This window comes from Necropsobacter rosorum (assembly GCF_964241405.1).
GTDB classification, from domain to species: domain Bacteria; phylum Pseudomonadota; class Gammaproteobacteria; order Enterobacterales; family Pasteurellaceae; genus Necropsobacter; species Necropsobacter rosorum.
Genome location: NZ_CAXSXF010000007.1, coordinates 62,744 through 78,333, shown reverse-complemented (window position 1 = coordinate 78,333; position 15,590 = coordinate 62,744). Strand labels below are relative to the sequence as shown.

The 15,590-nt window shown below is 52.6% G+C and carries 16 protein-coding genes; 11 read left to right on the top strand and 5 right to left on the bottom strand.

From position 1 onward, the window contains the following. Positions 1–34: 34 nt before the first annotated feature. The 3 genes from deoD to ACESOH_RS11260 all read right to left on the bottom strand — a co-directional run bounded on the left by deoD (position 35) and on the right by ACESOH_RS11260 (position 3,339). A complete protein-coding gene (deoD, locus tag ACESOH_RS11270) occupies positions 35–751 on the bottom strand; it encodes a purine-nucleoside phosphorylase (RefSeq protein WP_032093494.1) in 717 nt (238 codons plus the stop codon). A 12-nt stretch (positions 752–763) separates the two neighbouring features. After that, positions 764–1,993, bottom strand: a complete 1,230-nt coding sequence (locus ACESOH_RS11265) for a phosphopentomutase (protein ID WP_373101236.1) — start codon at positions 1,991–1,993, stop codon at positions 764–766. A gap of 101 nt (positions 1,994–2,094) precedes the next feature. Continuing rightward, entirely contained in the window at positions 2,095–3,339 is a 1,245-nt protein-coding gene (locus ACESOH_RS11260) for a NupC/NupG family nucleoside CNT transporter (RefSeq protein ID WP_032093492.1), read from the bottom strand. 237 nt (positions 3,340–3,576) lie between these two features. Here ACESOH_RS11260 and yczE point away from each other — a divergent pair, with 237 nt between their 5' ends. Then, entirely contained in the window at positions 3,577–4,239 is a 663-nt protein-coding gene (yczE, locus tag ACESOH_RS11255) for a membrane protein YczE (protein ID WP_373101235.1), read from the top strand. A gap of 102 nt (positions 4,240–4,341) precedes the next feature. Continuing rightward, positions 4,342–5,103, top strand: a complete 762-nt coding sequence (locus ACESOH_RS11250) for a glycosyltransferase family 2 protein (RefSeq protein WP_373101234.1) — start codon at positions 4,342–4,344, stop codon at positions 5,101–5,103. A 62-nt stretch (positions 5,104–5,165) separates the two neighbouring features. Here the strand turns inward: ACESOH_RS11250 and ACESOH_RS11245 are convergent, their stop codons facing one another. After that, on the bottom strand, positions 5,166–6,194 hold the full coding sequence (locus ACESOH_RS11245; RefSeq protein WP_373101233.1) for a glycosyltransferase family 9 protein: 1,029 nt from the start codon (positions 6,192–6,194) through the stop codon (positions 5,166–5,168). 213 nt (positions 6,195–6,407) lie between these two features. On the opposite strand from ACESOH_RS11245, the gene rpsP reads away from it, so the two are divergent. From rpsP to rplS, 4 genes are read left to right on the top strand one after another with little or no spacing between them, the layout of a single operon-like run. Next, the gene (rpsP, locus tag ACESOH_RS11240; RefSeq protein ID WP_032093488.1) at positions 6,408–6,656 is read left to right on the top strand and encodes a 30S ribosomal protein S16; all 249 of its coding nucleotides are present in this window, start codon (positions 6,408–6,410) and stop codon (positions 6,654–6,656) included. A 31-nt stretch (positions 6,657–6,687) separates the two neighbouring features. After that, positions 6,688–7,215 carry a ribosome maturation factor RimM gene (gene rimM, locus ACESOH_RS11235; protein ID WP_032093487.1) on the top strand — a complete coding sequence of 176 codons (528 nt, stop codon included), beginning with the start codon at positions 6,688–6,690 and terminating at the stop codon, positions 7,213–7,215. A 57-nt stretch (positions 7,216–7,272) separates the two neighbouring features. Then, entirely contained in the window at positions 7,273–8,019 is a 747-nt protein-coding gene (trmD, locus tag ACESOH_RS11230; protein WP_032093486.1) for a tRNA (guanosine(37)-N1)-methyltransferase TrmD, read from the top strand. Positions 8,020–8,046: 27 nt separating this feature from the next. Beyond that, on the top strand, positions 8,047–8,397 hold the full coding sequence (rplS, locus tag ACESOH_RS11225) for a 50S ribosomal protein L19 (protein ID WP_032093485.1): 351 nt from the start codon (positions 8,047–8,049) through the stop codon (positions 8,395–8,397). Between the two features lie 62 nt (positions 8,398–8,459). Here the strand turns inward: rplS and pnuC are convergent, their stop codons facing one another. Continuing rightward, positions 8,460–9,155: a nicotinamide riboside transporter PnuC gene (pnuC, locus tag ACESOH_RS11220; protein WP_032093484.1), complete on the bottom strand. Its 696-nt coding sequence runs from the start codon at positions 9,153–9,155 to the stop codon at positions 8,460–8,462. 200 nt (positions 9,156–9,355) lie between these two features. Between pnuC and rapA the strand changes: the two genes are divergently transcribed. The 5 genes from rapA to hemN all read left to right on the top strand — a co-directional run bounded on the left by rapA (position 9,356) and on the right by hemN (position 15,464). Continuing rightward, on the top strand, positions 9,356–12,262 hold the full coding sequence (gene rapA, locus ACESOH_RS11215; RefSeq protein WP_373101232.1) for an RNA polymerase-associated protein RapA: 2,907 nt from the start codon (positions 9,356–9,358) through the stop codon (positions 12,260–12,262). Positions 12,263–12,304: 42 nt separating this feature from the next. After that, positions 12,305–12,964 (top strand): bifunctional tRNA pseudouridine(32) synthase/23S rRNA pseudouridine(746) synthase RluA, encoded by a 660-nt coding sequence (rluA, locus tag ACESOH_RS11210; RefSeq protein ID WP_032093482.1) that lies wholly within the window; start codon positions 12,305–12,307, stop codon positions 12,962–12,964. Between the two features lie 95 nt (positions 12,965–13,059). After that, entirely contained in the window at positions 13,060–13,647 is a 588-nt protein-coding gene (gene yihI, locus ACESOH_RS11205) for a Der GTPase-activating protein YihI (RefSeq protein WP_032093481.1), read from the top strand. 3 nt (positions 13,648–13,650) lie between these two features. Further along, positions 13,651–14,127, top strand: coding sequence for a DUF2489 domain-containing protein (locus ACESOH_RS11200; RefSeq protein WP_373101231.1), 477 nt, complete (start codon positions 13,651–13,653; stop codon positions 14,125–14,127). Beyond that, positions 14,097–15,464 carry an oxygen-independent coproporphyrinogen III oxidase gene (hemN, locus tag ACESOH_RS11195; protein ID WP_373101230.1) on the top strand — a complete coding sequence of 456 codons (1,368 nt, stop codon included), beginning with the start codon at positions 14,097–14,099 and terminating at the stop codon, positions 15,462–15,464. Before ACESOH_RS11200 ends, hemN begins: the two co-directional genes overlap by 31 nt. Positions 15,465–15,590 lie beyond the last annotated feature (126 nt).

Below are 15,590 nucleotides of genomic sequence, written 5' to 3'. Positions count from 1 at the left end.
ACTCAGGGTGCGTCGGCACCCTGAGCGGCAGAGATTATGCCTGATCATCAAGTAATACGCTTTCCAGCGCAATGTCGATCATCTCGTTGAAGGTCAGCTGGCGCTCTTCGGCGCTGGTTTGTTCATGCGTACGGATATGATCGGACACGGTACAGATGGCCAGCGCTTTGGCGCCGAATTCCGCGGCCACGGCATAAATGCCGGCGGCTTCCATTTCCACCCCTAAAATGCCGTATTTTTCCATAACGTCGAACATTTCCACATCCGGCGTATAGAATAAATCGGCGGAGAACAGGTTGCCCACCCGTACCGCCACACCTTTGTTTTTTGCGGCCTGTACTGCGGCTTGGGTCATGCCGAAATCGGCGATGGCGGCAAAGTCGTTATCTTTAAAACGGATACGGTTGACTTTGGAATCGGTACAGGCGCCCATACCGATCACCACGTCGCGGACTTTGACATCATGGCGTACCGCGCCGCAGGAGCCGACACGGATAATTTTTTTCACGCCGTATTCGGTGATCAATTCTTTGGCATAAATGGAGCAGGAAGGAATGCCCATGCCGTGCCCCATGACGGAAATGCGGCGGCCTTTATAACTGCCGGTGTAACCGAGCATATTGCGTACGTTGGTGACTTCCTGCGCATCCTGCAGGAAGGTTTCGGCGATATATTTCGCCCGCAGCGGATCGCCCGGCATTAAGACCACGTCGGCGAATGCGCCGGCCGGCGCGTTAATATGTGGAGTCATGATATTGTCCTCTTAATTGAAATCAATGATAGCAGTGCCGTAATCCATGGCGGATAAACCGAAATACTGCGCGATGGTCTGGCCGATATCGGCAAAGGTCTGGCGTTTGCCGAGGAAGCTTTTCGGCACGCGCGCACCGTAAATCAGCACCGGAATGTGTTCGCGCGTATGATCGCTGCCCTGCCAGGTCGGGTCGCAGCCGTGATCGGCGGTGAAAATCACAATATCGTCATCGGTGACCAGCTCAAGCAGTTGCGGCAGGCGCTGATCAAAATATTCCAGCGCGGCGGCATAACCCGCCACATCGCGGCGATGACCGTAATCGGAGTCGAAATTAACAAAGTTGGTGAAAACAATGGTATTTTCACCCGCTCTTTTGACTTCAACCAGCGTTTTATCAAACAATTCGGCAATGCCGGTGGCTTTGACTTTCTGGGTGATGCCGGTATGGGCGTAAATATCGGCGATTTTACCGATAGACACCACTTCGCCGTGTTTTTCTTCCACCAGTTTTTGCAGCACGGTTTTGGACGGCGGCTCGACCGCGTAGTCTTTACGGTTGCCGGTGCGGCTGAATTCGCCGGCCTTGGCGCCGACGAACGGACGGGCGATCACGCGGCCGATATTATAATCCGCCAGTTCTTCGCGGACGATCTGACATAATTCATACAGTTTTTCCAGCCCGTAGGTTTCTTCGTGGCAGGCGATCTGGAACACGGAATCGGCGGAAGTGTAGAAAATCGGTTTGCCGCTTTGCATATGTTCTTCGCCGAGTTTATCCAGAATGACGGTGCCCGACGAATGGCAATTGCCGAGATAACCCGGAATGCCGGATTTCTGCACGATGCGATCCAATAATTCCTGCGGGAAACTGTTTTCATGCTGCGGAAAATATCCCCAGTTGAACAACACCGGCACGCCGGCGATTTCCCAGTGGCCGGACGGCGTATCTTTACCGGAAGAAATTTCCTGCGCATAGGCATAACCGCCGATAAGCGCCGGCTGTGGCTCAAAGCCTGCCGGCAGACGGCCGGTGGATTGCTGGGCCGCCAGCCCCAGACCTAATTTTTCCAGATTCGGTACATGCAGCGGCCCTTGACGTTCGGTATTATCCGCTTTTCCCGCCGCGCATTGCTGCGCGATATGACCCAGCGTATCCGAACCCTGATCGCCGAATTTATCTGCGTCGTCACTGGCGCCGATTCCGAAAGAATCTAACATCATAATAAATACACGTTTCATACTCACCTCTTTAGCAAACGTTTACGTTGCCCTCTAATGACAACACCACGAACAATGTCGTGGTGTCGCATCAATAAAACTGGTTAAAATCATACCGCACTTTACAGCGCCGCACCACTCAATCCGATAAATAAGCCGGCTATCGTCGCACTCATTAAGTTGGCCAGTGAACCGGCGATAACCGCTTTAATGCCGAGACGGGCGATATCGCCGCGACGGTTCGGCGCCATACCGCCCAGACCGCCGATCAAAATGGCGATGGAACTGAAGTTGGCGAAACCGCACAGGGCGAAGGTAATGATGGCTTTGGTTTTATCGCCCAGCTGCACCGCCGCATCCGCAGCGAGATAAGGGGCGAATTCCAGATAGCCGACGAATTCGTTAATCGCCAGTTTGGTGCCGATCATGCGGCCGGCAATTTGCGCTTCTTCCCACGGCACACCGATAATCCATGCCAACGGTCTGAACACCCAACCGAAAATCGAACCGAGGGACAGATCCGCCATGCCGAACCAACCGCCGATACCGCCCAGCATGCCGTTAATCAACGCGATCAACGCGACGAAGGCCACCAGCATGGCGCCCACATTTAATGCCAGCTGCATACCGGAAGATGCCCCGGCTGCGGCGGCATCCAGAATATTGGCCGGTTTTTCCAGATCGACTTTTTCAATATCATCGTTGAATTTCTGGGTTTGCGGAATCAGAATCTTAGCGAATAACAACCCTGCCGGCGCCGCCATAAAGGAGGCGGCGATCAAATAAGGCAACGGCACACCCATGCCGGCATAGCCCGCCATCACCGAACCTGCGATCGACGCCAGCCCGCCGCACATCACGGCGAATAATTCCGATTCGGTCATTTTGCTGATATAAGGTTTGACCACCAGCGGTGCTTCGGTTTGCCCCACGAAGATATTCGCCGCCGCGGACATGGATTCCGCTTTGGAGGTGCCTAAGGCTTTTTGTAATGCGCCGCCGATGATTTTGATCACCCATTGCATCACCCCGATATAATACAGCAGGGAAATCAATGAGGAGAAAAACACGATAATTGACAGCACTTTCACGGCAAACACAAAGCCGACGGTCTCGGTATCGGCCAGCCCGCCGAAGACGAAGGCGATCCCTTCGTTGCCGTAGGCGATAACCTTACTGATCGCATCGGCCATGCCCAGCAACACATTGCGGCCGGCCGGCACATAAAGAATAAGCGCGCCCATTGCGATTTGAATCAGTAACGCGCCGAATACGGTGCGCAGATTGATGGCGCGGCGATTGGTGGAGAGTAATACGGCGATCGCCAGCAGGGCGAAAATACCGATTACACTGATTAGGGTGTCCATGATCGAATTCCTCAAATTGAAATAACACGTTGATATAAAACAGCGAAGCCATTCTATCTTTTTTCTCGCTGAAAATCTTGTGCCAATATTAAGAAATGTGAAGGCAAGCGATTGCGATGAATGAAATATAAACGATTTTTTAAATGATTTGGCTATATGTTATTGCCAATATCTTGTTGGGCGAATCGGTTTTTTCCATTATGATTGCCGTTAAGCAATAAAAATGACGATATTATTATGAGACATAAGTTTAGGGTTCTGCCGCAAACTGCGTGGACGGCAACCGCGTTCTGGGCGCTGGAATGGAAGCCGTTGTCGGTACTGCTGATGTCGCTCAGTGTTATCGGTATCGGCGAAGGGTTTTTGCTGTTATCGAATTTAGGTTCCGCCCCTTGGACGGTATTATCGCAGGGCGTTTCTCTGCAAGGCGGTTTTAGTGTCGGCTGGGCGTCGCTTATCGTCAGCGCTCTGGTGATGCTGGTGTGGTTTCCGCTGAAACTGAAACCGGGCATCGGCACCTTGCTGAATGTGCTGGTGATTGCCCTGTGGCTGGGGCTGACGACGGCGTTTCTCACTCCGCCGCAGCCATTGCTGATGCGCATACTGTACGCCGTGATCGGCATTTTACTGTTTGGGATCGGATCGGCATTTTATTTAACCTGTCATCAGGGCGCCGGGCCGCGCGATGGGCTGATGGTCGGATTGTGTCACCGTTTTCACTGGAAAGTCGGCGTTGTGCGCACCGTCATTGAAGTGAGCGTTTGCCTGCTCGGTTTTCTGCTCGGCGGCACGGTCGGTCTCGGCACCTTGCTGTTTGCCTTTTCTATCGGCTGGCTGATGCAGCTGACCCTGTCCGTGATTGTGCGCTGTCACCGCAGCGATCGCAGCGCGGGCGGATAACGAGCGGAAGAAAGTGCGGTGCGTTTGCGCCGACTTTCTTCAGCGCGGCGAATCGGTTAGAATGGTGCCGTTTGATAACCGCCTGACCATAAAGGATAAATTATGCCGACGATAAGTGTCGCGATGATTGTGAAAAACGAACAGCAGGATCTCGCCCTGTGTTTGGACAGCGTGAAAGACTGGGTTGACGAGATTGTGATTGTGGATGCCGGCAGCACGGATGATACCGAAGCCATTGCCTTGCGTTACGGTGCGAAATTTTATCGCCATGCCGACTGGCCGGGATTTGGCAAACAGCGGCAGCGCGCGCAGCGTTATGTCAGCAGCGATTATGTGTTATGGCTGGATGCCGATGAACGGGTCAGCGAGCCGCTGCGCCGTTCTGTTTTGCAGGCGGTGGCGGAAAACGCAGACAATACGGTGTATCAGATCGGCCGCCTGAGCGAAGTGTTCGGCCGGCAAATCCGCCATTCCGGCTGGTATCCCGATTATGTGGTGCGCCTGTATAAAACCGATTTTGCCCGCTACGGCGACGAACTGGTGCACGAACGCGTGCATTATCCCGCCGGCGCGCAGGTGAAAAAATTAAACGGCGATTTGTATCATTACACCTATAAAGATGTGCAGCATTATCTGGTGAAATCCGCCGGCTATGCCGCCGCCTGGGCGCAGCAGAAAGCCGCCACCGGCAAAAAAGGCACGCTGCTGCAAGGCGTGGCGCATGCACTCGGCTGTTTTGTGAAAATGTACATTCTGAAAGCCGGTTTTCTGGACGGCAAACCAGGCTTTTTGCTCGCGTTGCTGTCCACCCATTCCACCTTTGTGAAATACGCGGATTTATGGGTGAGAACCAAAGATCGGTAGCGCATTCACAGGGCGGGTAAAAGTGCGGTGAAAAATCTCACAAATTTTCACCGCACTTTACGTTAGCGCCATTGTTCGCGTACGAAAGGAATGATCGTTTCCAGCGCGCGGGCGATATTGATCACGGTTAAATCCGTCTGAAACTGTTTTTCCGGCGGCGGGCAGAACGCCAGATGCCGATCGGGCCGGTTAATCGGCTGCCAGCGCAGCGGAAGTGCCGAACGGCGGCTCGGGTAGAAGCCGATGGTGGGAATATTCAGCGCTCCGCTGACATGCAGCGGGCCGGTGGAGCCGGCAATAAACAGATCGGCGCAGGCCAGCGAACGGGCAAAATCCACCAGCCCGTCGTTTTTATCGTACACCGCCACATTCGGGTGATTGACCGCCCGTGCCAGCGCGCGGGCTTTTTCGCTTTCGTTCGGCCCCGCCGTTAAGATCACATAGCAATCAAACGCTTGCAGCAGCCCGTTGATCAGCTGCGCATATTGCGCCGGCGACAGATTATTGGCCGAGCCGCCGGAACCGCTGTGTACGAACAGCCATTTCTTATCGCCGCCGATCCCCAGTGTGCGGCGCAATTTTTCTTGCTGATTTTGCACCGCACTTTGCGCAAAGGTTAGATACGGCGGTTGAGGTTCGCGCAGCGGTATGTGGTGATCCTGCAAAAAACGGCGCGCCAGATCGCGGTTGTATTCAAACTCCGGTTTGGCCGATCGGGAACGGCGCTGGGTTAAACGCCGGTTATATAAAAACTGAAAGAGTTTAGTGGCGGGCGCCAAACGGTATTTGATACCGCTTTGCCAGGTCAGTCTGGCGTTATACCAGTCGGAGACGAAGCTTATCACCGCGTCAAAGCGCTGCGCCTTGATTTCATTGAGCACCCGACGGAATTCGGCGCGGTCGTTTTTATCCCCGGCATCGATAATGATGTTATCAATATAGGGACAGATTTGCGCCAGCGGTGCGGTATAAGCGGGCACCAGCGCGGTGATTTCCATCTCCGGCGCCGAGCGTTTGAGGGCGGCGAGCGCCGGAAAGGCCAGCACAAAATCGCCCAGTTTATCGTTACGGATCGCAAGTAATTTCTGCATAAATATGGCTCTTGGTGAGATCGAATGCGATATTCTATCAAATCCGACCGCACTTTACAGCGCGGGGGCGCGAAAACCGACTTTTACCTTGCTTTTTCGGCAAAAAAGAGTATGATCCTCAGGCTTTTTGTCTATATATACAGAGAAAAAAGTAAGCATTCCCACACCTTCGAGGTGGGTTTTCTTTTCGTATTAAACATTTAGAGGAAGGTTATGGTAACCATTCGTTTATCTCGTGGCGGAGCTAAAAAACGCCCATTTTATCAAATCGTTGTTGCTGACAGCCGTTGCCCGCGTGACGGTCGTTTTATTGAGCGCATCGGTTTCTTCAACCCGTTGGCAACCGGTAAAGCGGAACGTGTCCGCATCAATCTGGAACGTGTGAACGCTTGGGTTGAAAAAGGCGCGTCTTTATCCGATCGCGTTGCGTCTTTGGTAAAAGAAGTGCAAAAAGCCGCCTAATTGCGGATTTTTAAGTTTATCGGTGAATAACATGACACAGCAGAGAATCGAAGTGGTCGGCAAACTGGGTTCAACCTACGGAATTCGCGGTTGGTTGCGTGTTTATTCATCCACAGAACAAGCCGAAAGTATTTTTGATTATCAGCCTTGGTTTTTAAATATTAAAGGCCAGTGGCAGCCGGCCGAACTGGAAAGCTGGAAACATCATAATCACGAGCTTATCGTGAAATTAAAGCATGTGAATGATCGGGAAGCGGCGCAAATCCTCGCCAATGTGGAAATCGGAGTGGATTTGAGCGTATTTCCGGCGCTGGCGGAGGGCGATTATTACTGGCACGATTTAATCGGTTGTCAGGTGGTCAATCTGCAGGGCTATGCGATGGGCACGGTGGCCGAAATGATGGAGACTGGTTCCAATGATGTTTTGGTGGTGCGCGCCGGTGCTAAAGATGCTTTCGGTAAACAAGAACGTTTAATTCCGTTCTTGTATGAACAAGTAGTTAAAAGAGTGGATCTCACCACCAAGACTATTGAGGTGGATTGGGACGCTGGTTTCTAACCTCAGGTATGCCGTTGGGCTTTGGCGGTAACATTTTGACCCAAAAAGGTGATGCAGATGTGGATCGGGATTATTAGTCTTTTCCCCGAAATGTTTAAAGCTGTGACGGAATACGGGGTAACGGGACGGGCCGTTAAACACAATCTCTTGCAGGTGCAATGCTGGAATCCGCGCGATTTCACCGTTGACAAACACAAAACCGTGGACGACCGCCCTTACGGCGGCGGGCCGGGAATGCTGATGATGGTGCAGCCATTGCGTGATGCGATCCGGGCGGCAAAAGCGGCGGCAGGAGAGGGGGTGAAGGTGATTTATCTTTCGCCGCAGGGACGTAAACTCGAACAATCCGGCGTAACGGAGCTGGCCAAAAACGAGAAATTAATCTTGGTTTGCGGACGTTACGAAGGCATTGACGAACGGCTGATTCAGACCGAAATTGATGAGGAATGGTCGGTTGGGGATTACGTTCTGACCGGCGGCGAATTGCCGGCGATGACGTTGATTGACGCCGTCGCCCGCTTTATCCCCGGAGTGTTGGGCAAACAGGCTTCCGCACAGGAAGATTCCTTTGCCGACGGTTTGCTGGACTGCCCGCATTATACGCGTCCGGAAATGCTGGACGGGTTAACCGTGCCGCCCGTGCTGATGTCGGGAAACCACGAACAGATCCGCCAATGGCGATTAAAACAATCCCTTGCGCGGACGTGGTTACGACGCCCTGAGCTATTGGAAAGCCTAGCTCTGACTGACGAACAGAAAACGCTGTTGCATCAGATTAAATCTGAACACAGCAACATCAGTTAACTCTAGGATTTTAGAAGGATTAAGACAATGAGTAACATCATTAAACAACTTGAACAAGAACAGTTGAAACAAAACGTACCGAGCTTCCGCCCGGGTGATACGTTAGAAGTGAAAGTCTGGGTAGTTGAAGGCAGCAAACGTCGTCTGCAGGCATTCGAAGGCGTGGTTATCGCAATTCGTAACCGCGGTCTGCACAGTGCGTTTACATTGCGTAAAGTCTCTAACGGCGTCGGCGTTGAACGTGTGTTCCAGACTCACTCGCCGGTTGTGGACAGCATTGCGGTAAAACGTAAAGGTGCGGTGCGTAAAGCGAAACTTTACTACTTGCGTGAACGTTCAGGTAAATCCGCTCGTATCAAAGAACGTCTCGGCGACTAATTGTTTTCGCACAGAGCAAAAGAAAGCCCGGAAATTATCCGGGCTTTTTTATCTCCTCATGTTTACGGCGTGGCGACAGGGCGGGTTTTGGCCAGTTTCGACCAGTTATAATAACCGTACAGCGAGTTAAGCAGATAAGCGCCGTACATCAGATACATTGCCGGAGTTTCCGCCCACAGCACGATGGATAACACGTTGATCACAATCCACAGCAACCATTGTTCGCTGTAACGCAGAATCATCAGTAACTGCGCCGCAATCACCAGCACTGTGGTTACGCCGTCCAGACCGATGGAGTTGCCGTCGGTTGTTTTTAAAATGGCAATAAAGGCCAGCGAGCCGATAACCACGGCACCGATCAACGTCAGCCAGCCTTTCAGCGACAGAAATTTAGCGATCACGGTTTCCGCGTTGTCGGTACCGTTGCGCATGTTTTCCTTCCACAAAAAGTAGCCGATAAACTGCGCCGGAATATACACATATAATGCGGTGGTCATTTCGCCGTAGAATTTGTTGTCTAAAGACACATAAAAATAACTGTAAGCAAAAATCAGACCGAACAAATAATTGCTGATTTTGCCTTTACCGACGAACACCACGCACAGAATGCCGGAAATACCGGCAATCACTTCCAGCAGCGAAACCGGATCCAGCACATAAGCGATAATCTGTGCGGCCAAAAAGATAAAAAGCCAGATAACTTCAAAAGGTTTCCAGCCACCGAGAAATTCATTTTTTAGGCTTTGCGAGAGGTTCATGCGTGTTGCTCCTGTTGACGAAAAGGAAAAATCCGTTTGATTTTTGCACCGCACTTTAAGCATGTCAAGCGATAGCTACATTTTGAGAGTCAATGTTATGCTTTAAGCCGTAATTGTAATATATATTTTCATTTCTTTTTAGCCCTAACCCCGCTAAAATAGCCGACCGTTTTTTAATAATCAAAGAGAGTAAACAGAGCATGACATCCTTTGCGGCGGGGCAGCGCTGGATCAGCGAAAGTGAAAATAATCTTGGTCTGGGAATCGTCACTGACATCGACAAGCGAACCGTGACCTTGTTTTTTCCGGCGGCGGATGAAACCCGGATCTATGCGGCGGCAAACGCGCCTTTATTGCGCGTGCAGTATCAGCCCGGCGATTTCCTGACCCACGCGGAGGGCTGGCAGGCGGAAGTGTTGCAGGCCGAGGAACGTAATCATGTGTTGTTTTATCTGGTGCGGCGCGCGGATAACGGACAGCAATGTGCGGTCGGCGAAATTGAGCTGGCGCAGCGGATAACCTTCAGCAAACCGCAGGAACGCCTGTTTGCCGCGCAGATTGATCGCAGCGCTCATTTTGCGCTCCGCTACCGCGCATGGTGTCATCAGCAGGCGCAATATCAATCGCCGCTGCGTGGCCTGCGCGGTGCGCGGGCAGCGTTAATTCCGCACCAGCTGCATATCGCCAGAGAAGCGGGTGAGCGCATAACCCCGCGCGTGTTGCTGGCCGATGAAGTGGGATTGGGTAAAACCATTGAAGCGGGGATGATTTTACAGCAGCAACTGCTGGCGGAAAAAGCGGAGCGGGTGCTGATTCTGGTTCCGGAAAATCTGCAACATCAATGGCTGGTGGAAATGCGGCGCCGGTTTAATTTACCCTTTGCGCTGTTTGACGAACAACGCTGCGCCGATTTTGACGGTACGGCGGAACAGGCGGCGGTCAATCCGTTTCACAGTGACAATCTGATTATCTGTTCGCTGGATTGGCTGACGGCACAGCCGAAACGCGCCGTGCAGTTATCGGAAACGGAGTTCGATCTGCTGATTGTGGACGAAGCGCATCATTTGCAATGGTCGCCGCAGGCGGCAAGTCCGGCTTATCAGCTGGTGGAGCGGCTGGCGCAATGTATTCCGGCTGTCTTGCTGCTGACCGCCACGCCGGAACAGCTGGGGCAGGAAAGCCATTTCGCCCGTTTGCGCCTGCTTGATCCAGAGCGTTTTTATGATTACGCCGCCTTTTTGCAGGAGCAGCAACAGTATCGGCCGGTGGCGGAAGCCGTGCAGAGCCTGCTGGCGGATCAGCCTTTGGAGCAGGCGCAGCAGAATCATTTGAGCGAATTATTATCGGAACAGGATATTGAACCGTTGCTGAAAATCATTAATTCGCAGGCTGAGCAGACGCAGCGCAATGCCGCCCGTCAGGAACTGATCGCCAATCTGATTGACCGCCACGGCACCGGCAGGCTGCTGTTCCGCAATACCCGGCAGGGCGTAAAAGGTTTTCCGCAGCGCATTTATCATCAGATTACACTGGCTATGCCGCCGCAGTATCAAAATGCCATTAAGGTGTTGACCTCGCTTGGTGGACTTGAAGCGGCGGATTTGTTTTATCCGGAGCGGATGTTCGGCTCCATGCAGCCGCAAGCGGCATGGTGGGATTTCGACCCGCGGGTGGACTGGCTGATAAGTTTTCTGCAACGTCACCGCACGGAAAAAATCCTGCTGATTTGCCGGCAGGCGGAAACCGCCGTGCAGCTGGAACGCGCGCTGCGGGAAAAAGAGGGCATTCGCGCTGCACTGTTTCACGACAAGATGTCGATTGTGGAACGCGATCGGGCGGCGGCGTATTTTGCTCAGCAGGAAAACGGCGCGCAGGTGTTGCTCAGCTCCGCTATCGGCGCCGAAGGGCGTAATTTTCAGTTTGCCAGCCGTTTGGTGTTGTTCAATCTGCCGGATAACCCGGATTTACTGGAACAATGTATCGGCCGGCTGGATCGCATCGGGCAACGGCAGGCCGTGCAGATTTATGTTCCCTGCTTTCAGGACGACCCGTCGCATTTATTGGCGCAGTGGTATCATCAGGGGCTGAATGCGTTTGAAGAAACCTGTCCGATGGGCGCGGCGTTGTTTGCAAAGTGCGGTGAAAAATTGCGCAGTTTTCTACAAAATCCCACCGCACTTGACGGCTTCGAGGCATTTATCCGGCAAACCCGGGCGCAACGGCAGCAGCTGAAACAGACGCTGGAAAACGGGCGTGATCGTTTGCTGGAGCTGAATTCCAACGGCGGCGAGGCGGCGGCACAGCTGGCCGCTGATATTGCGGCACAGGACGGCAGCCCGCAGCTGACGGAATTTGCCCTGAATTTATTTGATATTATCGGGCTGGAGCAGGAAGAGGCGGGAGAAAACACCCTAGTGGTTCGCCCGAGCGGCACCATGCTGATCCCTGATTTTCCGGGGCTGAAAGAGGAGGGCGCGACCCTAACTTTTGACCGGCAGCTGGCGCTGGCGCGCGAAGAGCTGGAATTTCTCAGCTGGGATCACCCGATGATTCGTCACGGCATTGATTTGATTGTCTCCGGCGATATCGGTAAAACCGCCGCCGCGTTATTGGTGAATAAGGCGCTGCCGGTGGGTACCTTATTGCTGGAAACCCTGTTTGTGGTGGAAACCCAAGCGCCGAAAGGGTTACAATTAACCCGTTTCCTGCCGCCGACGCCGATCCGCCTGTTGTTGGATGCGAAAGGCCATGACTTGGCCGGACAGGTGTCCTTCGACGCTTTGCAAAAACAGCTTAAACCGCTGGGCAGAAATACGGCGAATAAGGTGGTGAAAATGCTGCGTCCGCAGATTACGCGTTTACTGACCGCGGCACAACAACAGATTATTGCGCCGGCACAACAGGTTATTGCTGTGGCGCGGCAAGCGGCGGATAACAGCCTGAGCGCCGAGTTAAACCGTCTGGTCGCGTTGCAGGCGGTGAATAAAACGATCCGCCGGCAGGAAATTGACGCGCTGGAACAGCAGCGCATGCGGATTTTAACCGAAATGGAAAACGCCGGCTGGCGTTTGGACAGTCTGCGGGTCATCGTAACCCGTCAGGCATAATAAAGCGCGACGGAGAACCGTCGCCGGATAAGAGAATAAAATATGGCGTTAATTGACTATCGTCCGCCGACCGATCCGTGGCTGGAAGTGGTATATCGGGATGATCATATTTTAGTGGTGAACAAACCGAGCGGGCTGCTTTCGGTGCCCGGTAATCAGCCGCAATATTATGACAGCGCAATGTCGCGGGTGAAGGATAAATACGGCTTTTGCGAACCGGCGCACCGTCTGGATATGGCAACCAGCGGCATTTTGCTGTTTGCCATGAGCAAGCTGGCGGATAAAGAACTGAAGCGTCAGTTTCGTCAGCGCGAACCGAAAAAAGCCTATCAGGCGCTGTTGTGGGGACACTTGGCGCAGGATAGCGGCAGGGTGAATCTGCCGCTGATTTGCGATTGGGAAAACCGCCCGCGGCAAAAAATCTGCTTCGTACAGGGGAAAAGTGCGGTGACAAATTATCAGGTTTTGGCGCGTCTGGCGGATAATCGCACGCGGGTCAGGCTCACCCCGATTACCGGGCGTTCACACCAGCTGCGGGTGCATATGCTGGCGTTAGGGCATCCGATTTTGGGCGATAAGTTTTATGCGCATCCGCAGGCCAAAGCCATGTCGCCGCGCCTGTGTCTGCATGCGGAAAGTCTGCAAATCACTCATCCGTTGAGCGGCGAATTGATGCGTTTTGACACCCCGGCACCGTTCTAGCCGCAATCCGTGTTGCGTCCGCGACAGGAAAATGGTGAGAATTATCCGTTTGAATGTTACAATCCGTGCTTGATTTATAATTGAGAGATAACATTATGTCCCGTCAAAAGAAAACCCGTCGAATCGCCGATATTATGCCCGCGCGCAAAGCGGACAAACGTCCGGAGGCGCCGACATCGCGCGCCGGGCGCAAACCGACCCGTTATGAGTTAGATGCCAAAGCGCGTGAGGAAAAACGCAAGAAAAAACATAAAGGTCTGGCGGCCGGTTCCCGCCATAGCGCGCAGGATAATAATCAGCCGGCACAGACTTCGACCGCTCGGGATCCGCGGCTGGGCAGCCGGAAAAAAGTGCCGCTGATGGTGGAATTCGTCAATAAACCGCAACAGGATCCGAACCTGAGCGCGCAGAAAACGGCGCAAAAACCACCGCACTTTAGTCCGCAGAGCGAATTGGAACCACACATTGAACTGGAACAGCTGGAAAATAACGAATGTCTGAATCAGCTGTTGGATGCGCTGGATGCCGGTAAAACCCTCAGTGCCGACGATCAGCGGTTTGTGGACGATTGTCTGGCGCGTATCGCGCAGCTGATGGAAGCGCTGGGCATTGAGGATGACGAGGAAAACGACGACGATTTATACCGCACTTTTGCAACGATGGATATTAACCGGTTCAGATAAATTATGTGGAAAATCATTTTATTGTTGCTTGCGGCGTTGATTATCGCCGCGCTGATAGGTTATACCGTTTATCTGCTGGCGGCGCTGCAAAAACAGAAAAAAGCCTTTGCGCAGGCACGCGCGGCGCGGATTGAACGTTTAAAACAGAGCATTGTGATTATCGCCAATGCCATGCAAACGGGCGATTGCAATCATTCGGAAGGAGTGATCCGATTGAAAATGCTGCTTGAGCCGTTGGGCAAAAGCTTAAGCCGCTACGCGGGTATGTTTGCCTTGTATCAGGTGGTGATGGATATGCCCACGCACGAGGCGCGCCGCGCACTGAAGAAAAACGAGCGTATGCGACAGGATCGGCAGCGTGAAAGCGCCGAAGCGGAGCTGGAACAAAAGATTAAATTGGAGTTACGGCAATTATTAGCCGATATGGAACAAATCCGGGGGGAACTTGAATGTCGGACATCACATGGGATTCGGCGCTAATTCAGAAATACAATCAGTCGGGGCCGCGTTATACCTCTTACCCGACCGCACTGGAGTTTAGCGAAGATTATACGGAGGCGGATTTTAAACGGGCGGCGGCGCGTTATCCCGAGCGGCCGTTGTCACTGTATGTGCATATTCCGTTTTGTCATAAACTGTGCTATTTCTGCGCCTGCAATAAAATTATTACCCGCCATCAGCATAAAGCGGATATCTATCTGGATTATCTGGAAAAAGAAATTAAAAACCGCGCCGGATTGTTCGCTCGGCGCCGGGTGACGCAGATCCACTGGGGCGGCGGTACGCCGACCTATCTGACGGAAGCGCAATCCGCCCGTTTAATGGGAATGCTGCGGGCGCATTTTGACATTGCGCCGCAGTCGGAAATCAGTATTGAAATGGATCCGCGTGAAATCGAACTAAGCATGCTGACCCATCTGCGTCATATCGGTTTTAACCGCATCAGTATGGGCGTGCAGGATTTCAATAAAGACGTACAGAAAGCGGTGAACCGCGAACAGGACGAGGCGTTTATCCGTGCCTTGTTAAGCCGTGCGCGCGAGCTGGGCTTTACCTCAACCAATCTGGATCTGATTTACGGCCTGCCGCTGCAAACCGTGGACAGTTTTATGTTCACTTTGCAAAAAGTGATTGAACTCAATCCGGATCGCTTAAGCGTATTCAATTACGCCCATTTACCGAGCCGTTTCGCCGGTCAGGCGAAAATTAAAAACGAACAGCTGCCGGCGCCGGAAACCAAACTGACTATTCTGCAAAAAACCATCGAAACGCTGAACGGCGCCGGTTATCGTTTTATCGGCATGGATCATTTCGCCAAACCGGATGACGAGCTGGCCATTGCGCAGCAACACGGCGTATTGCACCGCAATTTTCAAGGCTATACCACGCAGGAAGAATGCGATTTGCTAGGACTGGGCGTATCCGCTATCAGCCTGTTAGGCGATACTTACGCACAGAATCAAAAAGAACTGAAGCATTATTATGCCGCGCTGGAAACACAGGGCAACGCCCTGCACAAAGGCTTGGTACTGACGCGGGAAGATTGCCTGCGCCGCGATGTGATTAAACAGCTGATTTGTAATTTCAAACTGGATTATTCCGCCATCGAACGGCAATATAGCATTGATTTCGCCACACATTTTGCCGAGGATTTAGCTCTATTGCAACCGTTGGCCGATGACGGATTGATTGAAATCACCCCGCGCGGCTTACAGGTTTCTTCCAAAGGACGCTTGCTGATCCGCAATATCTGCCTGTGCTTCGACACCTATTCCCGCCAACAGGCAAAACAGCAGCAGTTTTCAAGGATTATTTAATTTAACCGTTAAACAGATAAAAATGTCAGTAATCGCCCGGTACTATCGAGCGGATAGCGCCGGGTAAGTTTTACCCGCTTTTTATCTGGTACCGGATCATGCTTTTGAAAGCCGTCTCCGTATTTA